This is a genomic window from Labrys miyagiensis, from assembly GCF_030160835.1.
In the GTDB taxonomy this organism is placed as follows: domain Bacteria; phylum Pseudomonadota; class Alphaproteobacteria; order Rhizobiales; family Labraceae; genus Labrys; species Labrys miyagiensis.
Window position 1 is genome coordinate 266702 of sequence record NZ_BSPC01000015.1, and the last position, 22492, is coordinate 289193.

The 22492-nt window shown below is 61.2% G+C and carries 23 protein-coding genes and 1 tRNA gene; 10 read left to right on the forward strand and 14 right to left on the reverse strand.

Annotated features, from left to right (window positions below; translation table 11 throughout):
• Window position 1 precedes the first annotated feature (1 nt).
• On the forward strand, window positions 2-571 hold the full coding sequence (locus tag QQL24_RS09725) for an HdeD family acid-resistance protein (protein WP_284311778.1): 570 nt from the start codon (window positions 2-4) through the stop codon (window positions 569-571).
• Window positions 572-573: 2 nt separating this feature from the next.
• Here QQL24_RS09725 and QQL24_RS09730 read toward each other — a convergent pair whose 3' ends face one another.
• The 3 genes from QQL24_RS09730 to QQL24_RS09740 form a co-directional block, all read right to left on the reverse strand.
• Window positions 574-1335 (reverse strand): methyltransferase domain-containing protein, encoded by a 762-nt coding sequence (locus QQL24_RS09730; protein ID WP_284311779.1) that lies wholly within the window; start codon window positions 1333-1335, stop codon window positions 574-576.
• Between the two features lie 218 nt (window positions 1336-1553).
• The gene (locus QQL24_RS09735) at window positions 1554-2012 is read right to left on the reverse strand and encodes a helix-turn-helix transcriptional regulator (protein ID WP_284311780.1); all 459 of its coding nucleotides are present in this window, start codon (window positions 2010-2012) and stop codon (window positions 1554-1556) included.
• Window positions 2013-2197: 185 nt separating this feature from the next.
• Window positions 2198-2482 (reverse strand): transcriptional regulator, encoded by a 285-nt coding sequence (locus tag QQL24_RS09740; RefSeq protein ID WP_284311781.1) that lies wholly within the window; start codon window positions 2480-2482, stop codon window positions 2198-2200.
• 551 nt (window positions 2483-3033) lie between these two features.
• Here QQL24_RS09740 and QQL24_RS09745 point away from each other — a divergent pair.
• From QQL24_RS09745 to QQL24_RS09755, 3 genes are all read left to right on the forward strand, one after another.
• Window positions 3034-4023 carry a DUF535 family protein gene (locus QQL24_RS09745; RefSeq protein WP_284311782.1) on the forward strand — a complete coding sequence of 330 codons (990 nt, stop codon included), beginning with the start codon at window positions 3034-3036 and terminating at the stop codon, window positions 4021-4023.
• 21 nt (window positions 4024-4044) lie between these two features.
• Complete coding sequence (locus QQL24_RS09750) at window positions 4045-5232, forward strand: glycosyltransferase (protein WP_284311783.1); 1188 nt, start codon at window positions 4045-4047, stop codon at window positions 5230-5232.
• A gap of 173 nt (window positions 5233-5405) precedes the next feature.
• Complete coding sequence (locus QQL24_RS09755) at window positions 5406-5750, forward strand: RidA family protein (protein ID WP_284311784.1); 345 nt, start codon at window positions 5406-5408, stop codon at window positions 5748-5750.
• Window positions 5751-5885: 135 nt separating this feature from the next.
• Here QQL24_RS09755 and QQL24_RS09760 read toward each other — a convergent pair whose 3' ends face one another.
• The 4 genes from QQL24_RS09760 to QQL24_RS09775 all read right to left on the reverse strand — a co-directional run bounded on the left by QQL24_RS09760 (window position 5886) and on the right by QQL24_RS09775 (window position 7832).
• A complete protein-coding gene (locus tag QQL24_RS09760) occupies window positions 5886-6491 on the reverse strand; it encodes a histidine phosphatase family protein (protein ID WP_284311785.1) in 606 nt (201 codons plus the stop codon).
• 155 nt (window positions 6492-6646) lie between these two features.
• Complete coding sequence (locus tag QQL24_RS09765; RefSeq protein ID WP_284311786.1) at window positions 6647-6982, reverse strand: hypothetical protein; 336 nt, start codon at window positions 6980-6982, stop codon at window positions 6647-6649.
• A gap of 93 nt (window positions 6983-7075) precedes the next feature.
• Entirely contained in the window at window positions 7076-7501 is a 426-nt protein-coding gene (locus QQL24_RS09770) for a DUF1801 domain-containing protein (RefSeq protein ID WP_284311787.1), read from the reverse strand.
• Window positions 7502-7544: 43 nt separating this feature from the next.
• Entirely contained in the window at window positions 7545-7832 is a 288-nt protein-coding gene (locus QQL24_RS09775; protein ID WP_284311788.1) for a type 2 periplasmic-binding domain-containing protein, read from the reverse strand.
• A gap of 53 nt (window positions 7833-7885) precedes the next feature.
• Between QQL24_RS09775 and QQL24_RS09780 the strand changes: the two genes are divergently transcribed.
• On the forward strand, window positions 7886-8209 hold the full coding sequence (locus tag QQL24_RS09780) for an antibiotic biosynthesis monooxygenase family protein (RefSeq protein ID WP_284311789.1): 324 nt from the start codon (window positions 7886-7888) through the stop codon (window positions 8207-8209).
• Between the two features lie 103 nt (window positions 8210-8312).
• Here the strand turns inward: QQL24_RS09780 and glnA are convergent, their stop codons facing one another.
• Complete coding sequence (gene glnA, locus QQL24_RS09785) at window positions 8313-9722, reverse strand: type I glutamate--ammonia ligase (protein WP_284311790.1); 1410 nt, start codon at window positions 9720-9722, stop codon at window positions 8313-8315.
• Window positions 9723-9881: 159 nt separating this feature from the next.
• On the reverse strand, window positions 9882-10220 hold the full coding sequence (locus QQL24_RS09790) for a P-II family nitrogen regulator (protein WP_068296275.1): 339 nt from the start codon (window positions 10218-10220) through the stop codon (window positions 9882-9884).
• Window positions 10221-10507: 287 nt separating this feature from the next.
• Here QQL24_RS09790 and QQL24_RS09795 point away from each other — a divergent pair, with 287 nt between their 5' ends.
• Window positions 10508-11983, forward strand: a complete 1476-nt coding sequence (locus QQL24_RS09795; RefSeq protein WP_284311892.1) for an NAD(P)H-hydrate dehydratase — start codon at window positions 10508-10510, stop codon at window positions 11981-11983.
• 33 nt (window positions 11984-12016) lie between these two features.
• Here the strand turns inward: QQL24_RS09795 and QQL24_RS09800 are convergent, their stop codons facing one another.
• A complete protein-coding gene (locus QQL24_RS09800) occupies window positions 12017-12415 on the reverse strand; it encodes a VOC family protein (protein ID WP_284311791.1) in 399 nt (132 codons plus the stop codon).
• A gap of 674 nt (window positions 12416-13089) precedes the next feature.
• On the opposite strand from QQL24_RS09800, the gene QQL24_RS09805 reads away from it, so the two are divergent.
• On the forward strand, window positions 13090-13221 hold the full coding sequence (locus QQL24_RS09805) for a hypothetical protein (protein WP_284311792.1): 132 nt from the start codon (window positions 13090-13092) through the stop codon (window positions 13219-13221).
• Window positions 13222-13627: 406 nt separating this feature from the next.
• On the opposite strand, the gene QQL24_RS09810 is transcribed toward QQL24_RS09805, so the two are convergent.
• The 4 genes from QQL24_RS09810 to QQL24_RS09825 all read right to left on the reverse strand — a co-directional run bounded on the left by QQL24_RS09810 (window position 13628) and on the right by QQL24_RS09825 (window position 17686).
• Window positions 13628-14746, reverse strand: coding sequence for an AAA family ATPase (locus QQL24_RS09810; protein ID WP_284311793.1), 1119 nt, complete (start codon window positions 14744-14746; stop codon window positions 13628-13630).
• Complete coding sequence (locus QQL24_RS09815; protein ID WP_284311794.1) at window positions 14743-15537, reverse strand: RNA ligase family protein; 795 nt, start codon at window positions 15535-15537, stop codon at window positions 14743-14745. The genes QQL24_RS09810 and QQL24_RS09815 overlap by 4 nt, the downstream gene beginning before the upstream one ends.
• A 258-nt stretch (window positions 15538-15795) precedes the next feature.
• Window positions 15796-17184: a multicopper oxidase family protein gene (locus tag QQL24_RS09820; RefSeq protein WP_284311795.1), complete on the reverse strand. Its 1389-nt coding sequence runs from the start codon at window positions 17182-17184 to the stop codon at window positions 15796-15798.
• 417 nt (window positions 17185-17601) lie between these two features.
• Window positions 17602-17686, reverse strand: a tRNA-Leu gene (locus QQL24_RS09825).
• 440 nt (window positions 17687-18126) lie between these two features.
• Here QQL24_RS09825 and tig point away from each other — a divergent pair.
• The 3 genes from tig to clpX all read left to right on the forward strand — a co-directional run bounded on the left by tig (window position 18127) and on the right by clpX (window position 22071).
• Window positions 18127-19560: a trigger factor gene (tig, locus tag QQL24_RS09830; RefSeq protein WP_284311796.1), complete on the forward strand. Its 1434-nt coding sequence runs from the start codon at window positions 18127-18129 to the stop codon at window positions 19558-19560.
• Window positions 19561-19900: 340 nt separating this feature from the next.
• The gene (locus QQL24_RS09835; RefSeq protein ID WP_284311797.1) at window positions 19901-20533 is read left to right on the forward strand and encodes an ATP-dependent Clp protease proteolytic subunit; all 633 of its coding nucleotides are present in this window, start codon (window positions 19901-19903) and stop codon (window positions 20531-20533) included.
• A 278-nt stretch (window positions 20534-20811) separates the two neighbouring features.
• Window positions 20812-22071, forward strand: coding sequence for an ATP-dependent Clp protease ATP-binding subunit ClpX (gene clpX / locus QQL24_RS09840; protein WP_284311798.1), 1260 nt, complete (start codon window positions 20812-20814; stop codon window positions 22069-22071).
• The last annotated feature ends 421 nt before the right edge of the window (window positions 22072-22492 follow it).

Consider the following 22492-nt stretch of genomic DNA (forward strand, 5'->3'; position numbering starts at 1 on the left):
CATGTCGCTGAAACCGCCGATCATGCCCTCGAGCCAGAGCAGGCCTCTTCTCAGCCAATGGGGCATCTTCCTCGCCGAAGGGATCATCCTGCTGATCCTCGGTTGCGTGGCCATCGTCGTGCCGCTGCTGGCGGGCCTGGTGACGACGGTCTTCCTCGGCTGGCTTTTCCTGCTTGCCGGCATCATCGGCCTTGTCGCCACGCTTCGCGCCCGTGAGGCCCCGGGCTTTGCCTGGGCGCTGATCTCGGCCATCCTGGCCATCCTCGCCGGCATCACCTTGATCTGGAACCCGCTGCAGGGCCTGCTCTCGCTCACGCTGCTGCTCACCGCCTTCTTTGCGATCGACGGCATCCTGATGGTCGTGCTGGCCATCTCCCACCGCCGCAGCCTCTCCGGCCGCTGGGAGTGGATGCTGGTGAACGGCATCGTCGATCTCATCCTGGCCGCCTACATCATCTCGGCGCTGCCGGGCTCGGCCCTCTGGGCCATAGGTCTGATCGTCGGCATCGACCTGGTTTTTGGTGGCGCCACGCTGATCGCCATGGCTCTGGCCGCCCGCAAGGACAGTTGATTTCAGGCCACGGCCTCGACGACGGCCCGCGCGTCGGGGGAGACGATCGTGATGGGTGTGTTGGGACTGCCCACCGGAAGTGGATGGGTGTTGCCACGGTTTTGCCAGATCACCACCGCATCGGATTCTTCCGGGCCGTAGCCGATCTCGCCGGCGTCATAGGGCAACTGGGCGGCGTAGCGGCGTTCGAGCAGGCGGGAAGCGTCGAAAAGCTCGGCGCAGACAGGATTGTAATAGACGATATAGAGATCGCGCGGCCGCCGGCGGAGCGACGCCTCGACCGTCTCCACGAGCCTGGCCATCAGCGGGAAGCGGAAGGGGTTGTAGAGGAAGATGACCAGTGGCTGGTCAGGCAGTGCATAGGCAAGGGCGTCGCCCGCAATGATGTCGATGCGCCCATGCTGTGGATGAGCCTTGCCGAACGCCGCGGCATTGGCCCTCGCAACCTGCGCGAGAGCGCGGGAAATCTCCACGCCGGTGAGCGTGGGAAAGATCCCGCTGGCGACCAGCAGGGGCCGGCCCTTGCCGCAGCCCAGATCGACGAAATGGCATGATCGAGGTTCGGGGATTGCCGCCAGCGCACGGCATACGATGCTTGGCTGCGCCGCGCCATAGGCCGTGGCACCTGCGATGAGCATGTAGTCGGGTACCGTACCGCTGGTGTCGACGCCATGGAGCCGGTCGAAAGGGTGCTCCAGGTTCCAACCGGTCTTAGGCAAGCGCGCCTGATAGGAACCAATGACCAGCGAGCCCAACACAGGCATCCTGCTCCCGGCTCCGATCAATTGCCTGGCCAGCCCCCACAGCCCCATCGGCAACCTCCCGCATTGTAACGCCGTCGCGTGATGCTCCGGCCGATGACAACGATCCTTGGATCCGGAAGTGAATGCAACCAGGTAGAGAATTAATATTAGTTAATCAATCTGAAGTTGTGCATTTGTAGATTGGGCTTGATCGTATGGTGGAGCATGCTCATAAGCCTTCATGTCACAACCTTTTGACTGGCGATCTTCGCGGCCTCTTCCCTTGTCGCTACGTGGAGGACACGCAGGAGGAGCGAGACATGGTTGCGCACGGTAAAGGGAGAGATTGCGAGCGCACGCGCGATCTCCTTGTTTGAGCGCCCCTCCGCGATCAGCTTCAGGATGCTCGCCTGGCGCGGTGTCAGCATGGGAGTGATCTGGGCCGATGGCGGTCGGCGAACGGAGGCACCCAGTCGAGAGGCAATCTCGGGAGGCAACCGCGTCGCGGCGCCGGAACCGTTGGGATCTTCGTCCAGGACATGGATGGAGGCTTGCGGGAATTGTCTGCGCAGTCGCCGGACTAATTCCTCTCCCTCGGCATCGATGATCACCAGGAAGTGCCGGCGGCCTGCGGAATCAGAAGAAGCGGGCGGCGGGCAATCGTCTTCCTTGGTACGAGCCCTTGCGACAATGGCCATGTCAGGCTTTCGTCGCCGAGAGGCAGGCCGTGGACGATGAGGAGAATAACAAGCGAACCTCGAAGATGGTTACAATGCAACCAATACCTCCGCCTTTCGATCGGTTCCGTCTGTTCCTTGCGTTACTGGAGGCGAGCCTTTGTGAAGCGCCAGCTTTTCGCTGTGCATCTCAATCAAAGAGCCCTTCAGTCGTCGTTTTCCGCGGTGAGTTCTTCCGGCCGCAGCCAAGCCTGCCTGATGCCGCGGCGCAGGCGCAGGCCCGGACCATTGCCGTCATCGGGGAGAAAGACGATGCCGGCTTCCTCGAAGGCAAGTTGAAGCGCCGCTATATCCTGCCTCTGAGGGATTCTCCCGCTCTTCTCATACTCCGCGATGATAGTCCTGGGCACGCCGGACTTCCTGACCATGTCGGTAATATCGAGGTCAAGAAATGCTCGGGCGGCGCGGCTGAGAGCAGGGGATAGAGACATGAGGACACGCCTTGCGCTGTTGAGCCGGGTTTCATTGAGCGCTCGCGCGCCTTAATGGGAGATGTATGAATTGTGAAATCAGTTCGTACATGTTCGCGCCTGTAAACCTGAGTGGTCAATTTTCCTGAAAACACAATGCTTTAAGGTTGTTGAGCGTTCGTCTCCGAGCGTTGACAGCGCGGGCCGCACCAATTGGAGTTTGTCTCTCGCCGAGGGTGGCAGGCAACACTGTCAACCATCAGACGTCGACGCCGCACTCCGACTCTTTTTCAGTGGTTGGCTTTATACTTGAATAAGTATGGCGAAACCCATCTAGGGATCGACAGGCCTAATGGCCTTAATAGGGACCATCTTTTGGATTACGCCGCCTCCGCAAAGGACTTGCCTCGTAACACTTTTCGTCGATTGTTCTGACAGGTGCACACCATCAAAGGCCAGGGTGAAGCCTCAAATTGCTCAAAATTAATACCCTCACTGAGTCACAAGAGCGCTTCAGATCGAATACATTGTTGTGTACTTTTTTTTCCCAATCTATTGGGGGATGGATTTTTATGGCGATGAAAAGTAATTTTTTTCTACAGAAGATTGCCGACGTAGCGCTGTTCAGCAAGAAAGAACAAGGAGAACGAAAGGTCGTAGCACGGCTTAAGCGAGTGTGCGATCTATTTTCCCATCCCGTACGTCACAGGCGGGTCGCTAAGGCATTGAACAAACCCGTTTTTCGCGACATTTTAAAGCGGCAGCCGCAACTCACTATAAAATATCTGCACTACCGGTATCTTGTAAGGGGAATGTCGACTGCGGAACGCGCTGCTACAACGATTCATCACTATGATTTACTGGGAACTAAATTCGATTCCGTGTTTGTCGCAAAAGTTCTCGATAAGGAAGCCTGTCTTTGGGACTATCCAACCGATGCGGGCCGCCATCGCGTTGTTCTGAAATTTTCGGATCCTACTGACAATGAGGGCGAGCTGACCTTCGAATATCAATTCGAGGGCGTTTTGATTTATCTTCTATCTTTCAGTTTTGCGCCTGGGTCGCTTGCGGGCCTGCCGGCAAACACGGTGGTCTTGCTGACCCGCCTTCAAGGCACCAAGAGCGATTTCGAACTACTCCGAACCGCAATGAAGTCGTTGCGCGGCCTCTCTGCTCCGGCTGTCTTGATCGCTGCGCTCCACGGCCTTGCGGACGGCATGGGCTTAACGACAATTCTGGGCGTCTCCGCCGAGGCCCAGGTATGTTACTACGACGGACAACCATCAGTTTTCGTTGCTGCCTATGATGACTTCTTTACGAGCCTTGGTGGATCGAAGCTAACGTCCAAGTTCTACGCCTTGGCATTGCCGCTGGTGGAGAAACCCATCGACGAGGTCAAGTCGAATAACCGCTCTCGGACCAGGGCGCAACGCGATCTGAAGAAGTCGATCGCCGGTTCCGTTCAAGACGCAATTATGCAGAATCTAGAGACTGTTCCAGGGACGACCATCCGGAGTAGTAGCGTTGCCCCGACTTCCCAATTGAACTGTTCGTTGAACTAAACCTCGCTCCCTGGTGAAACAATGTATCCGAAACTCAGTACAGTCGTGGTCGTCTTCACCGCCGCCTTTGCGGTCGAAATGGATGGCTCGCATGCACGAGCGGCGTCCCTCGTGAACAGGCTGTCCGCCGAATTTGATGACGTTGTTGTTTATTCACATGAAAACCATCACCAGTTTCCCTGGACTGAGGACGCTAAGGAAGCCTTCAGGCGGCGGTGGCCAGGCGTCAAGCTGGTTACGGAGCCTTACACACGCTCCTTGGGGCGCGTTGCTAGTCTCAAAAACTTCGCTATTTCCCTCTTTCCAAAAAAAGCCGCGCAGCTGCTCCGCATGCGGATTCCAAAAGCGACACCGCTCTTCGACGAGCTGAAGACTCGCGCCGGAGCCTTTGTCGTCAGTTACAAATACGCACTCAGTCAATTGAATGGCGTCGATACCTCGCGATGCGTTGTCGATACCCACGATGTGCTGAGCCTTAAGTGGGCGAAACTCGAGGATGTCAGCCCGATTTCAACAAATGTGCTCAGAAAATTACGCGGTGAGATCGCTGCACTCGACGCGACGAGCGGTGTGGTCGCGATCTCCCCAACCGAAGCCACGTTTTTTCGCATAATGCTCAGCAAGGCCACCACATTTTACGTTTCGTCCTGGGATCGGCCAAAGGCCGAGATGGCGGTATCGCCGAAGACCAACCGGGATTTCGATTTTGTATTCGTCGCCTCCGGCTATGTGATGAACGCCCGCGGCTTTTGCGGCATGCTGGCGCGGGACGGCGAATGGCTCTCGCGCTATCGGATCGCCGTGTGCGGACGTATTTGTGATGATCCGGATGTCATCGCGGCGGTTGCGCCCTTCCCCTCGATCGAGTTGCTCGGCTTCGTAGATAAGATCGAGGAGGTGTATGCGCGCAGCAAGGCTGCCCTGGTGCCCGTCGACGGCACGGGGCTGAAGATGAAACTCATATCCGCCCTGGCTTCTGGGTTGCCGGCCTTTGCATCCACCCAGGCCTTTGAAGGCCTGCCGCCTGGCTATGACGGAGCGGTCTTCCCGATTAACGAAGCCGCGGTGCGGACTGTGCTGGACGATGATCAAAATCTTGCCGAGGCGCGGGTGAGCGCGATCCGATACCATGCGATATTCAATGCCTCAGGGGAAAGCGACGCCGCTGTGTCGGCCATCCGATCCGTCCTCTCCTTGCCGTCCGCGTGACATCAACAATGGTTGGTTCTTCCTTGCCTGCGGCAAGGTGCAGTCAGCGCCAGAAGCGGAAGGACCGTCTTCCATGCGAAGAAGCTTCCGGACTTTGTGACAGCCTGAGACCGTGGCGAAGCACCGGCAGGCCTGCTAGATCAGGCGCGCAGTTTCACAAAGAGGAACGACCCATGATCAAGCGCCTTCATCCCGGCCCGCGTTTTTGCAAGGCGGTTATCGCCAATGGCATCGTCACCACCGCCGGCATCACGGCCAGCAACGCCAATGCCGACACTGTTGCCCAGACAACCGATATCCTGGCCCAGATCGATGCGCTCCTGGCCGAGGCCGGCACGTCGAAGGCCAATCTGCTTACCGTCAACATCTGGCTGCGCGACATCGCCCATTTCGCCCAGATGAACAGCGTGTGGGACAAGTGGATCGACATGAACAATTTGCCGGTGCGCGCCACCGTCGAGGCTCGCCTTGCCGCGCCCGAACTGCTGGTCGAGATCCAGGTCTCTGCGACTGTCTGAACGAACTGACAGGCCGGGGGCTCGCAATATCGTCGAAGCCGAGTTCCCGACCTGAATTCGACATGTGACACATGATGGTAGTCATGTGTCTCGGCGCGGCGTTCATGATAGGCGGGCGAATAGGCGTCGCCAGCCTCAGCTGCGCGCCACCTTTTCATAGGCGGCGCCCGACATCCATTCGCAGTTCTCGATCGGCCGGGCCTGGAAGGCGGTAAGGAAGCGCTCCATGTCGGTCTTGTCGCTCGCGGCGGGATTATTGGCGAGGAGCCGCCAGGCCTGCATGATGTGACCATGGGTGAAGATGGCGATGGTCCTCGCCGGGCTTGCCTCGATGCGCCTCGCCGCCTCGCGCACCCGGTCCAGCATGTGGGTGAAGGATTCGGCGCCGGGGCCGTCGACCAGGGAGGGGTCGCAGGCTTTCCAATAGGCATCCACCAGCGGGCGGCGCTGCTCGACCGTGGTGTTGGCGCAGCGCACCGGCGAAAGATAGGTGAATTCTTGCACGGGCCAGGTTTCGATCGGCGCATCCGGAAAGCGCTCCGCCGTAGGCCCGGCCGTCTGGCGGGCGCGCAGATAGGGCGAGACCACGATCAGGTCCGGCGCCGCGGTGAATTTCGCTGCCATCTCGCGGGCCTGGTGCCAGCCCTTGTCGGTGAGTGCGATGGAGGAAGCGTCCTTGGTGGCCAAGCCGGCATTGGCCGTGCTTTCGCCGTGGCGAATCAGCCAGATTTCCTTCGACACGCGCGAATCCCTAAAGCGTTTTGCGATCTCACGGAATCGTCAAGTATCGCAAAGACGCGTCGAGACGAAGAGTTTGAGCATAGCAGCGTCTACGCTTAAACGCGCTTTGCTCTTGGAAACACGCGGGTGCTGCTAGGACAGTCCAGTCGGAAGACCTATTGAGCCTGGTCCGTTGTGGAGGGTTGATCAGGGTACCAGGCTGAGGGGTCGGGACCGATATTCGGGTAGAGGGGGCGCTGCCTGGCGGTGACGCTCAGCTTGCAGCACGCGCTGTTGGCGCCGTCGCCGAAGGTCTTGGCCGGCTTGTCGCTGTCATCGGCGCTCCACTGCGACTTGGCCTTAGTGAGCGGCGCGGCCTTGGCCGGCTTCGGCTTGATCTGTGCCGGCTTGGGCTGCTCGAGCGTCAGGTCAGGCGGCGGGAATTTATCGGCCGCAAGAGCCGGGGTCGCCGCGAGCGCCATGACCGAGATGAGAAAAGCGAGGGTCTTCATGCAATTGATCCGCCTGCATACCGGCAGATTGCTATTAGCGCGGCAAAAAAGCGAGAGGAGATTGCGGGTGATCGTGTCCGAGCGGCGGAAAAATCAGGCGCCGCGTTTGGCTTGCAAATGATAGGTCAGGGCCATGGCGATGCAATAGTGCAGCGGCTCGGCCGGAATGGTCGCCTCGACATCGAAGAGCAGAGCGCGGCTGCCTTCGATGCTGAACGTCTCAGGATAGTGCTGCCTGATCATGGCGGCGAGCTGCGTCTGGCAGGGGACATAGAGCGCATAACAGCTTAGGGAACCACGATGGGCATTGATGCGGATGGTGGTGCCCACCCGCGCCTTCACGGGATGATAGGCCGGCTCGCTCCATTTGAGCGTTTCGATGAGGCCGCCAAGCTGCGGCAACCCCGCTGCGACATCGAGGATGGTCTGGCGCAGATGCAGCAGAGGTTGGCGCAGGGAGCCGGGCAGGGCCTCGAATCTGGCGGCGACGAGCGGATTGTCGAACGGGGCTGGTGGCAAGCTACTCTCCTGTTTCGCCCTGGCTTACACCGCCGGCCTTGATCTATCTTGCGGAAAGGACCGGCGGGAGGGCCTGCATCGCTTCGCTCAGGTGATCGGCCAGCAGGGTGCCGGCCCTGGAGAGGCTCGGCGTGCGGTGCAGACGGATCTCCGCCGCGGGTAGCGACGGCAGGCCGTGTTCCCCGGACAGCACCTGCAGCCGGGCCGGCTGGAAGCTCGATTTGACCACGGTCACGGCCAGGCCCTGCGCCTCGACGGCCGAAAGGTTGTGGCTGAACGAGCCTTTGCGCTGGAACATCATTGCTGGTCTGATCACGGTATGCATGGGCATCGGCCTTGCCACCACGGCGGCCCGGATGCCGGCGCGAAGCTGAAGGAGAGAGCATGACCAGGGACGACACCACGAGGCCGAAATTCATCCGCATCTGGAAGGGCCGGACACGCAAGGAGGATTTCGAGACCTATTCGCGCTATCTGCACGAGGCGGGCGTGCGCAAGATCGAGAGCATTCCCGGCAACATCAAGGTCGAAATGTTCCGGGCCCTGCGCGAGGATCATGCCGAATTCATGGTGATCTCCTACTGGCCGAGCCTCGAGGCTATCCGCGCCTTCTCAGGCGACGATGTCACGCGCACGCGGCACCTGGAGAAAGACCCGGACTTCCTGCTGGAACTGCCGACCTTCGTGGAGCTGTTCGAAGTTTATTGAGGGAGACTGCCGCCGATACGCAAACCGGCCGGCAAGTCCCAAAGAAAGAGGCCGGTGCATCGCTGCACCGGCCCTTCGATCTGTCCGCCTGGATTGGACTTCCTTAGACCGAATAATACATCTCGAACTCGACCGGGTGTGGTGTCATCTCAAAGCGCATCACTTCCTGCATCTTCAGTTCGATATAGGAGTTGATGAAGTCGTCGGTGAACACGCCGCCCTTCTTGAGGAAGTCGCGATCCTTGTCGACGGCGCCGAGCGCCTCTCGCAGCGAGCCGCAGACGGTCGGGATCTTCTTGAGCTCCTTCGGCGGCAGATCGTAGAGATCCTTGTCCATGGCCGAGCCGGGGTCGATCTTGTTCAGGATGCCGTCCATGCCGGCCATGAACATGGCCGAGAAGGCGAGATATGGGTTCGCCGCCGGATCAGGAAAGCGGACCTCGACGCGCTTGGCCTTCGGGTTCGTGGTGTAGGGGATACGGCAGGAGGCCGAACGGTTGCGGGCCGAATAGGCCAGCAGCACCGGCGCTTCATAGCCCGGGACCAGGCGCTTGTAGGAGTTGGTCGCCGGATTGGTGAAGGCGTTCAGCGCCTTGGCGTGCTTGATGATGCCGCCGATGTAGTAAAGGCAGGTTTCCGACAGGTCGGCATATTTGTTGCCGGCGAAGACCGGCTTGCCATCCTTCCAGATCGACTGGTGCACATGCATGCCCGAGCCATTGTCACCGAACACGGGCTTGGGCATGAAGGTTGCCGTCTTGCCATAGGTGTGGGCGACGTTGTGGATGCAGTACTTGTAGATCTGCAGGTGGTCGGCCATGGTCACCAGCGTGCCGAACTTCATGCCGAGCTCGTGCTGGGCGGAGGCGACCTCGTGGTGATGCTTCTCGACCACGACGCCCATCTGCTGCATGGCGGCGAGCATTTCCGAGCGCATGTCCTGCGCCGAATCGAGCGGGGGAACCGGGAAGTAACCGCCCTTGGTGTTGATGCGGTGGCCGAGATTGCCGCCTTCATATTCGGTGTCGAAATTGGAGGGCAACTCGGTCGAATCGAGCTTGAAACCGGTGTTGTACGGATCGGCCTTGAAGCGCACGTCGTCGAACACGAAGAACTCGGCCTCGGGGCCGAAGAAGGCGGTGTCACCGATGCCGGTCGACTTCAGATAGGCCTCGGCGCGCTTGGCGATGCCGCGTGGGTCGCGGCTGTAGCCTTCGCCCGTCGAGGGCTCGACCACGTCGCAGGTGATCGACATCGTGGCGGCCGAGAAAAACGGGTCCATGGTCGCCGTGGTCGGATCCGGCATCAGGCACATGTCGGATTCGTTGATCGCCTTCCAGCCGGCGATCGAGGAGCCGTCGAACATCGTGCCTTCGGTGAAGATCTCATCGTCCACCAGGGAGACGTCGAAGGTTACATGCTGCCACTTGCCACGCGGATCGGTGAAGCGGAAATCGACATATTTAACGTCATTGTCCTTGATCGCCTTCAGGACGTCCTTGGCGGTCTTCATCGTATAGCCTTTCCTTCTTTAGGCACGGTTTCCTCAAGCAAAGCGCGTTTGGGCATAAACGCCTTTTTGCTTCAACTCCTTGTTGTAACGCGTCTTTGCGTTTCTCGGCGATAGCGCCAAATCGCAAAACGCCTTGGCATCGGGCGATCTCACCTTCGCTTAGATTGCGTCGAGGCCGCTCTCGCCGGTACGGATGCGGATGGCTTCTTCGATATTGAGGACAAAAATCTTGCCATCGCCGATACGCCCTGTTTGGGCCGCCTTGCGAATGGCGTCGATGGCGCGCTCGACACGCTCGTCGGGCACCACAACCTCGATCTTCACCTTGGGAAGAAAATCGACGACATATTCGGCGCCCCTGTAAAGCTCGGTGTGGCCTTTCTGCCGCCCGAAGCCTTTTGCCTCCGTCACCGTAATTCCCTGCAGGCCGACCTCTTGCAGCGCCTCTTTCACCTCGTCCAGTTTGAAGGGCTTGATGATGGCTTCAATTTTCTTCATGGGGTCTCCTCGATTTCAGCACATAGTGCGCAGAAACCTTCTTGCTGGTAGCAGGTCGCATGCCAAACCGCCAACAGGAAAATTCGTGTTTACGTTCAAAGTGTTGTCGTATTGAGGGCCGGAAATTGGGCAGGTGACGCAGCAAGACTGCACAAAGTTTCACCAGCCTGCCAACAAATTGTGCGCTTGCGAAGTGTAATTTTCGCCCAGCAGCGCATTTTTTGATGATTTTTCCACCGAATGCGACGAGGTGGCGCATATGAACCAGGGGATTGGAGGGGATCTTGATCGAATTGCTGAGTCCGTCCGAAATGGCCGACGCGGACCGTCTTGCCATTGCGGAAACCATGACAGCCGGCCAGTTGCTCGAACGGGCGGGGCGGGCCGTCGCGGATGCGGCCTCGCGCTGGCCCTTCAACACCCCCATCCTCGTCCTCTGCGGCACCGGCCTCAATGGCGGCGACGGCTTCGTGGCGGCCCGAATCCTGCGCGAACGCGGCTACCGCGTGCGCCTGGGCATGATCGGGCTGGTGTCTTCGCTGGGGGGGGAGGTCGCCTATGCAGCGGAGCAATGGGGATCAGCGATCGAGGATGCCTTCACCCTGACGCTGCCCAGGGAAGGCATCGTCATCGACGCGCTGCTCGGTGCAGGTCTCTCGCGCGACATTACCGGGCCGCTCGCTGGCCTGATCGAGCGCGTCAACGTTTCAGGCCTGCATGTCATCGCGGTCGACCTGCCCTCTGGGATCGACGGCAGCAACGGGCAGATCCGAGGCGTCGCCATCAAGGCGCAGGAGACCGTGACCTTCTTCCGGCGCAAGCCCGGCCATCTCCTGGTGCCAGGCAAGGTCAATTGCGGCGCCGTCCGTGTCGCCGATATCGGCATCAGCGACAGCGTGCTGGAGACAATCAAGCCGAAGACCTTCGCCAACCAGCCGGCACTGTGGCGGCAGCACTTTCCGCACTTGATGCCGGAGGGCCATAAATATGCCCGCGGCCATCTCGTCGTGCTCTCGGCCGGCATCGAGGGCACGGGCGCGGCGCGGTTGGCGGCCAAGGCGGGGCTGCGCGCCGGCGCCGGCCTCGTCACCGTGGCGAGCCCCTCGGATGCCCTGCCCATCCATGCCGCCGCGCTCGACGCCATCATGGTGCGGCGCTGCGATGGGCTGGAGGGCTTTGCCGCCATGCTGGAGGACAAGAGGCGCAACGCCTTCGTGATCGGCCCGGCGCTGCCGCCGGACGAGGAGACCCGCTCTCGCGTCGACATGGCTCTGGGCTCGAACAGGGCGGTGGTTGTTGATGCCGGCGCGCTCACTGCCTTTGCCGCCGAGCGCATCCGCTTCATTGCCACCCTGCGCGCCGCGAAGGGCGCCATCGTGCTCACTCCGCATGAGGGCGAATTCGAACGTGTGTTCGAAGATATCGCCAGCAGGCATGCTTCCAAGCTCGAACGCGCCCGCGCCGCCGCCGAGGCAACCGGCGCCGTGGTCCTGCTCAAAGGCGCCGATACCGTGGTCGCCGCACCGGACGGGCGTGCCGCCATCAACGCCAACGCGCCGCCCACACTGGCGACCGCTGGCTCCGGTGACGTGCTGTCAGGCCTGATCGGCGGATTGCTGGCGCAAGCCATGCCGGCCTTCGACGCGGCCTGCGCCGGCGTCTGGCTGCATGGCGAGGCCGCCAACCAGTTCGGGCTGGGGCTTACGGCGGATGACCTGCATGGGATGCTTCCGAAGGCGCTGGCAGGTTTGGCGCAGGCCTGAACCTCGAGACGCTTCAGAGGAGCGTACTCCGCCTCAGGGCAGGTTCAACTGCCAGGTGACACCGTAGCGGTCTCCGACCCAGGTAAATTTCCGGCTGAAACCGTAATCGTCGAGCGGCATGTAGACCGCGCCTCCTTCGGCCAGCGCCACCGCAACCCGCCCGAGCTCATCCTCGCTGTCGAAATTGACATAGAGCGAGATGGCCGGGGTGAAGCCGAAGGCGTGTTTCATGGGGCTGTCGATGCACTTGATCTCCTGGTCGGCGATCTGGAACAGCGCCACCTTCACCGAGCCTTCGGCGCCGGCCTCGCCGGGGCCATAGCGATTGATCTTGAGAATGCGGGCGGCCTCGCCGAAGACGGCGCGGTAGAGCGTCATCGCCGCCTCGGCATCGCCTTGGAACATCAGGAAGGGGCGGGCTGAGATCGGCATGGAGACTCGCGGCCAGAATGAGTAGGCGCCCATGCTAGCGCAAAACGCGTTTGAGCATAAACGCTTCTTTGCTCTAACTCTTTGTTTGGACGCGTCTTTGCGGTTCTTGTCGATTCCGTCAAATCGCAAAACGCTTTAGCCGTGGGAAGGCGGGCTTCCAAATGCGAGCCCGTTCGGGGCCTATCGGATGGGGCGTGGCGTCATTCCGTGCGACTGAGAGGTGAGCTGGAATGACGCCACGCTCCGTCTGGAAGAAAACGCCTAAGCGGTCGTCAAGAAATGAGTGAGTCGGCAAGCCGGTGTTCAGAGGGCGGAGAGGCACCGCGCTTGAAGCTCCTGTCCTCAAGCGATCTCCTGGTTCCCCGCTCAAACCGCTCGTCAACGACCGGATAAATTCGACAACACCCTGCCCGGCATCTTCCTCCGCCTGAGATGCGTTGGATTGCATTGGACATAATATAAACAAATATTGACTTTCGTCCGTTCCCATGCTCTCATCTCTCCCGGAACGAAGCGTCAGCAGCCGGCGTATGATCAACTCGGCTCCGAACGCTTCCATCCGCCCCGACAGCCTGTCCAAGTGGCAGGCGCGGCGGCTGTGCTTCTCTCGAGGCAGGCCTCCAGGGGTGACGCGCGGGACAGACGGGATCGGCACCCCATGGAAGTGCCACGCGATGGAAAGACCACGCGATCAAGATCCCTGGGCGGAGCGTGAAGGGCTTGAGCCCGGCAGCGCCTTCGTCCCACCTCCCGTCGATGCGGTGAAGACGGCTGATGCCACTGTCCGGCCAGGACTGCAGCGCTGAGCCCCTTGACCGAGCCGGCTGGTCAGGTTCGGATGGTCCGTGCCATCCGCTCCCGGCTCGCCTCCGCCTTCGTAAGGCGGAAAAACAGGTGGCCTTGCGCGCCTTGTCAGCGTGTGGAGCGACCGGAACGGGGCGATGGCGGCCTGCACCGACAGTGCGGCCTGCATCTTCCATGATTCTGCTTTCACGGCTGCTCGGCAGCCGCCATCGCCCGGTCTCCCAATCAACCCAGCCGGAAAGGGCGTGGGAACGAGGGCGTTTGCGTGTTGTGGTGGGAAGACAGCAGAGGCGAGAGAGGCTGACATCCGCGGGATCGTTTAGATCCGTGAATCGGCAAGCCGGTGTTCGGAGAACAGGCGAGGCACCGCGCAAGCGTCGCACTTGAAGCACTAATCTTAAGCGCCCCCTAAGCCCACACCACCTCATGCGCCTCCAGCACGCTGGGTGGCTCCCATTTGGCCGCGAGAGTGTGGATCACCACCTCGGGGACTGCTGCCTGCCGCTCCTTGTTCTGGCGCAGGATCGTGCGGAAGGGCTGCTCCACGACATGGATGACGACATGGGCGTCATAGGCGCGCGAAAGGCCGATGATCTTCTCGCGCATCGTGCGAGTGACGTTGGTCGCGTTCCAAACGAAGGGGCGCCGGGCGCGAAGATGCTCGCGGGCGAGATCGAAGACGGCCTGGATCACCGCGCCTTGTTTTCCTTGCGGATCCACCTTCAGCTTCGCGCGCAGGGCATCGAGGCTCACCACGGGCAGCTCAGGAAAGCGGGTGTGGGCATAGGTGTCCTTGCCGGCGCCGGGCAGGCCTGAGAGCACGACCACGCGGCTGCCTTGCGGTTGCTGGGCGGCGTAGTGGGGCGACCGCTCGGGCTTTTCCAGGAATTCGCGCATGGAGGCGGCATCCGCGAACACCCAGGACCCGTCGAGAAGGCGCTGCTCGTCGAGCCAGAGCGCGAGCAAAGCAAGGGCCTCGTCGGTTTCCGTCACATTCGGCGAGATCCGCCCTTGATTGTCGGCGCGAGCCAGGATCGTCAGGTCGCGCCAATTGCCCACCAGCGAGAAAGTGATCGCCTGGCGCAGCATGTCGGCCTCGGTCCACATGTGGACGACGCGCTGGTGCCAGGCAATCAGCCAGTAGACGCTCTGCCGCATTTCCAGTGACATGCCTTCCTGCCAAAGGGCCAGCCAGGCCATGCGAGCGCCGCGCCGGGCGTGGCCGGGCTGGCGGATGCGCTCCCGCCCCTCGGCCTCGTCCCATTCGCGCACCGTGGTGAGCGGCTTGGCGATGTCGTGCAGGAAGGCAGCCAGCGTCAAGCGATGCCGGCGCTCTTCGGGCAGGCTCTGGAACGCGGCGTCCCGATGCAACGCCTCCACCACTATGCGCGTGTGGGTCCAGACGTCACCTTCGGCATGGTAGACGGCATCCTGCGGACAGGCAGCCATGCTCGAGGCAAACGGCATCGTTCCGGCAATCTCCTGCCAGTCGAGTTCGTCCCGGAGGAGGGCGGTCATCCAGCTCATGATAGGCCTCCCGCGAAGAGATCCACACCCTCGGCCAGCTGATTGGGCAGGATCGGGCGATCCTGCCAATGCGAGCCCGAATCGAAGATGGCCTGGTGGAAATCGGCGCGCACGAACTTGTAGCGGCCGATCACGCTCTCTTCGTCCTCATGCTTGAGATAGAGGCCTTCGGCGAGATCGCTGTCCTCGGTCTCCCTGACGATGCGCTCGACCTCCATGCCTTCGCCGGCCGCGACTTCGCGCAGGCGTTGGCGCCACCCCGCCGACTTGTAGAGCGAAGGGCCGATCAGCGAGCGTAGCGACGTGAGCTTGGGCAGGGTCCCCTCATGCACCACCGGTACCGAGACGACAGGCAAGCCTGCTAACAGGGCATGGCGGCGTGGCGTCGAGAGGAAGATCTCCCGCTCGCGGTCATAGATGTCGAACTCGTGGAAATAGTGCGGCAGACGGTCGTAGAAGACCGTATGCTTGGCAAAACACCACTCGCCAAACATCACGAAACGCTGGCCCAGTGCGATGCGGAAGGCCGCTTCGTGGGTCTGTGCCCAGGCCTTGAACAGGTTGAACTGGGCCTCGCGCGCGCCGCCCGCGAGCACGTGCCCGCGAGACTGCAAGGTGAGGCGCCCGGCATTGTCGAAGCTGATGGCCGCATTGGCGCCATCGATCTTCTCCTCGAAGACGAGATGGCCGCCTGCGATCTGGTCGAGACGAACCTGCCCGGAGGTGTCATCGCCCGGCTGCAGCCGCGAGCCGACGAGATGCGGCGTGCGCGGATATTTGATGAAAGACATGGAAGCACCTTGTGCACACAGTTTCACATTCGCCGCCTCGATGACGAGCGATGGGAATGCAGCGATTGTGGCGTGTTGCCCGGCCGGAAGCGGCTGAGCCAAGATGCGCGTTACATGACGAACTCCAAGACGCGCCGGATACTGGAAATCCTCCGAAATGGCAAGTCTTGGGCTCTCTTGCCGGGTGTCTTGTCCGCATCCTGGAAGCGTTCGCATGCAGGAGAGGAAGATGCGGACAAGATGTCCTCGCACCTGGGATTACGTCACCTCGAACCAGGTCGCCATGCCGCTCTCCTGGTGCTCCACCATGTGGCAATGGATCATCCATTTGCCGGGATTGTCGGCGATGAAGGCGGTATGCACGGTTTCGCCGTCTGCCACCGTGACGGTGTCGACCCAATAAGGCTGCCACTCGTCGTCGAAGGGGTGGAGGATGCGCATGGCGTGACCATGCACATGGATGGCGTGGGCGAAGATGGTCTTGTTGACGAGGCCGAGATCGACCAGCGAGCCGCGCTTCACCGAGAACAGCGGTGGACCGCCATGGCCGTCGCTGCTCTTGCCATTAAGCGTCCAGACACTGCCACCCATGCCCATGGCGTGCTGCATCGTGCCGTCGACACCCATCCTGGGGCCGCCCTCCATCACGAGCGGAACGCGCTTGGCCCTCTGCAAGGCGAGCACCGCCGGCAGGCTGCTGCGAGCGAGGACGAAGGGCGGCAGGGGGACAGGGCGCTTGGCTGGCCCCTTGCTCGGAACGAGATGCACAAGCATGACGACCTCGCCATTGTTGTTAATGGCAATGCCCGCCTCCGCGCCTTCCGCCGGCGGTCCGTCCACCACGATATCGGCGCGCCCACCGGGCGGCAGGTCCAGGCGGCCATTATTCGGCACGAAGGGCGTATCGACGGGGTGGCCGTCGATCGCGACGATGGTGCCCGTGAAACCGGCAAGGGCGAGCCTGGCGATACGTGAATTGGCGACATTGACCAGGCGCAGGCGGATCCTCTCGTTCGGCGCCAGGGTGATATATTCGTCATCCACGGTGTTGATGGTTATTCGAGAGCCGATGCGTCCGGCATGCATGGCGTCGGCGGGCGCGGGCGGCAGGATCTGCCCGTCGGGGCCCAGCGACCAGTCGTCTATGACAAGGACGAGATCCTGGTCGACAGAGACAGGCTCTTCTTCGTCCACGATGAGCACGCCATAGAGGCCGGCATCCTGCTGGCGCGCCGTATCGCCGTGGATGTGCGGATGGTACCAGAAGGTGCCGGCGTCGGGCGGCTGGAAGCGATAGTAGAAGCTCTCGCCGGGCTGGACCGGCGGCTGCGTCAGCCCGGCCGCGCCATCCATCGCATTGGCGATGCGCAGGCCATGCCAATGCACGGCCGAGGGCTTGTCGAGCTTGTTGACAAACCGGACAGCGAGAGCCTCGCCTTGCCGCACGCGGATGATCGGCCCCGGTATCATTCCATTATACGCGAGCGTGCGCGTCCGGGCTGGGACGCCGGAGAAGATCATCTCGTCTGGTGCAGCGGCGAGAGCCATGGTGGGGAGAGCCGCGCTCGCCCCCCTTGGTGCCGCGAGACCCGTCAATGCAACACCGAGCCCGGCCATCACCTGCCGTCGGTTGAGACTGCCGACCATTCACGAAGTTCCCCCACCCACGGCCCACCAAAATGGGTCGTATCCAGCCCCCTCAATATCAGTGCCAGCGCCGCTTGCCAGCCTTGCAACTCGGCAGAGGCCAACCCCATTTGCCCAATGAACGCAAGCAAGGGCCGAAACCGAATGGGTGTTCCCGACCGATGGACATTGGACTTGAAATGTCCCGAATGCGGGAAAGTTGGCGAGGTCGATTTCCTGTAAGACACCCATCCCCATCTCAGGGGCGATGCCCTCATTGTGGAAGGGCTTACGGCGGGCTTCGATCTTGTCCGGATCGGCACCGCGCGGGGCGGCACGATCATCTGCTGCAGCGACTGCGGCGTCGAGGCCTTGTGAAGCTCTTCCTACCGTTGGGCAAGGAGGGCAATCAACGAAGCGCTGTGCGCGAATGCCGTATGGTGCCCTGCGAGGGACTTGAACCCCCATGCCTCTCGGCGCGAGAACCTAAATCTCGTGTGTCTACCAGTTCCACCAGCAGGGCAAAGCGAAAGGTGATCTTTCAAAACGCGCACTGACACCAAGAGCAAACCCTTGGCAAGCGCTTTTTGTCGTGGATGGTGAGGAAGAGCGCAAATCCTCCCGTTGGGGCTCTTCCCGGCCCGTTTATACCGAAAAGAGCCACAGAACAGCTTGCAATCCACAACGCGGTGGATGTAAAAGCCCCAATCCAATCGCCACCCCACGTGGCCAATGATGCGCCACATCTTCGCCCCGCGGCCTGATGGGCCTTGTTGGCGCGGGAGGGTGGTATAAGGTAAGCCCTTGGTATCCCAAGGTTTTGGGCTTTCGGTCGTATCGGGCCCCGGATATCTTTTCCGGTGTTGAAAGTCGTGGGAGCGCCGCTTCCTCGCCGACACGACCGTCTGTCTTCGAAGCCGGGATGAAGGGTGGCAACGAACTCACGGATTCGGGACAAGATTTATGCAGGTGACCCAGACCCTGGCCGATGGCCTGAAGCGGGAATTCAAGGTTGTGGTGCCGGCGGCCGATATCGCCTCGCGCACCGACGCTCAGCTCGAGGACATGAAGACCAAGGTCCGTGTCAACGGCTTCCGCCCGGGCAAGGTGCCGGTGGCGCATCTTCGCCGCCTCTATGGCCGTTCGGTGACAGCCGACATCGTCAACAATTTCGTTGGCGAGGCCAACCGCAAGATCGTCGATGACAACCAGATCAAGCTGGCCATGGAGCCCAAGCTGGATTTCGGCGCCGACGATGAAGGCGTGACCAAGGTTCTCGACGGCAAGGCCGATCTCGCCTGGACCGTGGCGGTGGAAGTGTTGCCGACCTTCGAAGTCGGCGACATCACGGGCATCAAGATCGCCAAGCCGGTGGCCGATGTCGAGGATTCCGAAGTGCAGTCGCGCCTGGAAGACCTTGCCCGCCGCAATGTCACTTACAGCGACAAGAAGGCCAAGTCGAAGGCCGAGAGCCGCGACCGCGTGGTCGTCGACTTCGTCGGTAAGATCGACGGTGTCGAATTCGAGGGCGGCAAGGGCGAGGACATTTCGGTGGACCTCGGCTCCAACACCTTTATCCCTGGCTTCGAGGACCAGTTGATCGGCGTTACCGCCGGCCAGGAAAAGACCGTCGACGTCACCTTCCCGGTGAACTACGCCTCCGACACGCTGGCCGGCAAGGCCGCTAGCTTCGACGTCAAGGTCAAGGCCGTGCAGGCCCCGGGTGAGCTGGTTGTTGACGACGAGCTCGCCAAGTCGGTCGGCCTGGAGTCGCTCGACAAGCTCAAGGAAGTGATCAAGACCTCGATCGAGAACGAATACGCGTCGGCCTCGCGCAGCAAGGTCAAGCGCCAGCTCCTCGACGCGCTCGATGCCAAATATTCCTTCGATCTGCCGCCGACCCTGTTCCAGCAGGAGTTCGACAATGTCTGGCAGCAGGTCGAGCGCGAGATGGCGCAGAGCGGCCGCACCTTCGAGGAAGAAAACACCACCGAGGAAGCCGCGAAGGAAGACTATCGCAAGATCGCGGCCCGCCGCGTGCGCCTTGGCCTCGTGCTCGCCGAGATCGGCGAGAGCAACAAGATCCAGGTGACCGAGGAAGAGGCGACCCGCGCCGTGATCGAGCGCGCCCGCCAGTTCCCGGGCCAGGAGCGCCAGATCTGGGAGTTCTACACCAAGAACCCGCAGGCCATCGCCGAGCTCCGCGCTCCGATCTTCGAGGACAAGGTTGTCGACTACATCCTCGGCCAGGCCGAGATCACCGAGAACAAGGTGAGCAAGGACGAGCTCTTCAAGGAAGACGACGAAGAGACCGCTGAGGCTGCTCCCGCCGCCGCCGCTGCCGAGGAGAAGCCGGCCAAGCCTAAGAAGGCCAAGGCCGCGAAGGCTGCCGAGTAAGTGCTGCACGCGCCCTTCTCAGCGAACGTCTGATGCAATGGCCGGGCTCGCCCCGACCAAGGGAAAATCTGATGCAGTGGCCGGGCATGTCCCGGCCACTGTCGTTACCTGTGCAGGAGCCACGCAAAAAAGGGGCGGGCAGGGGGACTTGCGCGAGGCACTTGGACGACACATTTGCGACAGAGGGGCTCCCTCTGACGTGGGCGGGGCCCCGCTCTCGACCCTTCCGGTGCCTGCCCGTTCTTGCCGCCGGGGCGAAGGTTCACTTGACAAATGAGCCCGCAGTCCCCGCCCTGAGAGGGAACACCGAATGCCTAGATTCGCCTTCTGGAGATAATTGATGCGCGACCCTGTCGATTACTACACCAACAACCTGATCCCGATGGTGGTCGAGAGCACCAACCGGGGCGAGCGGTCCTGGGACATCTATTCACGCCTGATGCGCGAGCGCATCATCTTCCTGACCGGCCCGGTCGAGGACTATATGGCCTCCGTCGCCGTCGCCCAGTTGCTCTTCCTTGAGGCGGAAAACCCCAAGAAAGAGATCGCCATGTACATCAACTCGCCGGGTGGCGTGGTCACCGCCGGCCTGTCGATCTACGATACAATGCAGTTCATCCGCTGTCCGGTCTCGACGCTCTGCGTCGGGCAGGCCGCGTCCATGGGCTCGCTCCTGCTGGCGGCCGGCGCGAAGAACATGCGCTTCGCCTTGCCCAACGCCCGCATCATGGTGCACCAGCCCTCGGGCGGCTATCAGGGCCAGGCCACGGACATTCTCATCCACGCCGAGGAGACCCGCCGCGTGAAGCAGCGCCTCAACGAGATCTATGTCCGCCACACCGGCCAGGACATCAAGAAGATCCAGGAGGCTCTCGAGCGCGACAACTTCATGGACGCCGAGCAGGCCAAGGCTTTCGGCCTTGTCGACCAGGTGCTCGAGAAGCGGCCGGAGGAAACGGGCACGAAGCCCTGAGACAGATCTTGGGATTCTAGCCTTGGAATTCTTGGCTCGAATCCCCGGCGCGCAAGAGTTTCGCCACAGTTCGTTGCGATGGATATCGTTAATGACCTGTTGACGCGGGCGACGCTAGATTCCAGCATCATGCTGAAATCTGGTGCGCTCGCACCGAGAATGGCAGGGGCCAAGCTGATGGCATGGCCTTTGCCTAACGAAATGTTATCCCGCAGAATGGTATCCTGCGGAATTATGCGGAATTGTGTTCCGCCGAGAGAGCCCGAAAGGGGGACGCCATGACCAAGGCCGGCAGCGATTCGAAGAACACGCTCTACTGCTCCTTCTGCGGCAAGAGCCAGCACGAAGTTCGCAAGCTCATCGCCGGCCCGACCGTTTTCATCTGCGATGAATGTGTCGAGCTGTGCATGGACATCATCCGTGAGGAGAACAAGTCCTCATTGGTAAAATCACGTGACGGCGTGCCGACGCCGCGCGAGATCTGCAAGGTGCTCGATGATTATGTGATTGGCCAGATGCAGGCCAAGCGCGTGCTCTCCGTGGCCGTGCACAATCACTACAAGCGCCTCAACCATGCCACCAAGCACAGCGACGTGGAACTGGCGAAGTCCAACATCCTGATGATCGGGCCGACCGGCTCGGGCAAGACGCTGCTGGCCCAGACCATGGCCCGCATCATCGATGTGCCCTTCACCATGGCCGATGCCACCACGCTGACGGAAGCCGGTTATGTCGGCGAGGATGTCGAGAACATCATCCTCAAGCTGCTCCAGGCGGCCGACTACAACGTCGAGCGTGCCCAGCGCGGCATCGTCTATATCGACGAGGTCGATAAGATCAGCCGCAAGTCGGACAATCCTTCGATCACCCGCGACGTCTCGGGCGAGGGTGTGCAGCAGGCGCTCCTGAAGATCATGGAAGGCACGGTGGCGAGCGTTCCCCCGCAAGGTGGGCGCAAGCATCCCCAGCAGGAATTCCTGCAGGTTGATACCACCAACATCCTCTTCATCTGCGGCGGCGCTTTCTCCGGGCTCGAAAAGATCATTTCGGGCCGCGGCAAGGGTACGTCCATCGGCTTTGGTGCACGTGTGACCACGCCGGAAGATCGCCGCACCGGTGAGATCTTCCGCGAAGTCGAGCCGGAAGATCTGCTGAAGTTCGGCCTGATCCCTGAGTTCGTCGGCCGCCTGCCGGTGATCGCGACGCTTGAGGATCTCGACGAACCCGCTTTGATCAAGATCCTGACCGAGCCGAAGAACGCTCTGGTCAAGCAGTATCAGCGCCTGTTCGAGATGGAAGGCATCGACCTCACCTTCCAGGAAGAGGCTCTGTCGTCGATCTCGAAGAAGGCGATCGAACGCAAGACCGGCGCCCGTGGCCTGCGCTCGATCATGGAGGGTATCCTGCTCGACACCATGTTCGAATTGCCTGGCCTCGACGGAGTCGAGGAAGTGGTGATCTCGAAGGAGGTGGTGGATGGCGCGGCCAAGCCGCTCTTCATCTACTCGGAGAAGCAGGAAGTCTCCTCGACTGCCTGAGACTCGTCCGCAAGCCCTGATATTCTGCAGTGCCGGCCGCAAAGGCCGGCACTTCCCTGTTAGGGTTTGTTACAAGGTTTGATCGCGGCAGACCTTTGATCGCATCACCGCGGATTGCGCCTCGGGAGCCTGGGGATTAATCTACCTCTTGGAATAGCCGGTCGAATCAAAGCCGTTTGGCTGCCAACACTTCCACGTCCCAGCATGGTTTTTGCTTGAAACGACCAAGTTGCCGGTGATGAAAGGCAAGGATCCGGTGCAATTTTCGATCAGGTCTGTGCCAAATTACACAGGCAATTTGTTGAGAGTAAAAGAAAGTCAGACCAGCTCAATTTACAGGCACGGGCTGGCTTGACACTGTGCTCACTGCTCTCCACCTAATCAGCATCGAAACAACTGCGCCCGTTCGGGGCGGTTGGGA

What these genes read in the sequence shown, in the direction of transcription:
- QQL24_RS09725 (WP_284311778.1), top strand. Translation starts at nt 2, where the DNA reads ATGTCGCTGAAACCGCCGATCATGCCCTCGAGCCAGAGCAGGCCTCTT.
- QQL24_RS09730 (WP_284311779.1), bottom strand. Translation starts at nt 1,335, where the DNA reads ATGCCTGTGTTGGGCTCGCTGGTCATTGGTTCCTATCAGGCGCGCTTG.
- QQL24_RS09735 (WP_284311780.1), bottom strand. Translation starts at nt 2,012, where the DNA reads ATGGCCATTGTCGCAAGGGCTCGTACCAAGGAAGACGATTGCCCGCCG.
- QQL24_RS09740 (WP_284311781.1), bottom strand. Translation starts at nt 2,482, where the DNA reads ATGTCTCTATCCCCTGCTCTCAGCCGCGCCGCCCGAGCATTTCTTGAC.
- QQL24_RS09745 (WP_284311782.1), top strand. Translation starts at nt 3,034, where the DNA reads ATGGCGATGAAAAGTAATTTTTTTCTACAGAAGATTGCCGACGTAGCG.
- QQL24_RS09750 (WP_284311783.1), top strand. Translation starts at nt 4,045, where the DNA reads ATGTATCCGAAACTCAGTACAGTCGTGGTCGTCTTCACCGCCGCCTTT.
- QQL24_RS09755 (WP_284311784.1), top strand. Translation starts at nt 5,406, where the DNA reads ATGATCAAGCGCCTTCATCCCGGCCCGCGTTTTTGCAAGGCGGTTATC.
- QQL24_RS09765 (WP_284311786.1), bottom strand. Translation starts at nt 6,982, where the DNA reads ATGAAGACCCTCGCTTTTCTCATCTCGGTCATGGCGCTCGCGGCGACC.
- QQL24_RS09775 (WP_284311788.1), bottom strand. Translation starts at nt 7,832, where the DNA reads ATGCCCATGCATACCGTGATCAGACCAGCAATGATGTTCCAGCGCAAA.
- QQL24_RS09780 (WP_284311789.1), top strand. Translation starts at nt 7,886, where the DNA reads ATGACCAGGGACGACACCACGAGGCCGAAATTCATCCGCATCTGGAAG.
- glnA (WP_284311790.1), bottom strand. Translation starts at nt 9,722, where the DNA reads ATGAAGACCGCCAAGGACGTCCTGAAGGCGATCAAGGACAATGACGTT.
- QQL24_RS09790 (WP_068296275.1), bottom strand. Translation starts at nt 10,220, where the DNA reads ATGAAGAAAATTGAAGCCATCATCAAGCCCTTCAAACTGGACGAGGTG.
- QQL24_RS09800 (WP_284311791.1), bottom strand. Translation starts at nt 12,415, where the DNA reads ATGCCGATCTCAGCCCGCCCCTTCCTGATGTTCCAAGGCGATGCCGAG.
- QQL24_RS09805 (WP_284311792.1), top strand. Translation starts at nt 13,090, where the DNA reads ATGGAAAGACCACGCGATCAAGATCCCTGGGCGGAGCGTGAAGGGCTT.
- QQL24_RS09810 (WP_284311793.1), bottom strand. Translation starts at nt 14,746, where the DNA reads ATGAGCTGGATGACCGCCCTCCTCCGGGACGAACTCGACTGGCAGGAG.
- QQL24_RS09815 (WP_284311794.1), bottom strand. Translation starts at nt 15,537, where the DNA reads ATGTCTTTCATCAAATATCCGCGCACGCCGCATCTCGTCGGCTCGCGG.
- QQL24_RS09820 (WP_284311795.1), bottom strand. Translation starts at nt 17,184, where the DNA reads ATGGTCGGCAGTCTCAACCGACGGCAGGTGATGGCCGGGCTCGGTGTT.
- tig (WP_284311796.1), top strand. Translation starts at nt 18,127, where the DNA reads ATGCAGGTGACCCAGACCCTGGCCGATGGCCTGAAGCGGGAATTCAAG.
- QQL24_RS09835 (WP_284311797.1), top strand. Translation starts at nt 19,901, where the DNA reads ATGCGCGACCCTGTCGATTACTACACCAACAACCTGATCCCGATGGTG.
- clpX (WP_284311798.1), top strand. Translation starts at nt 20,812, where the DNA reads ATGACCAAGGCCGGCAGCGATTCGAAGAACACGCTCTACTGCTCCTTC.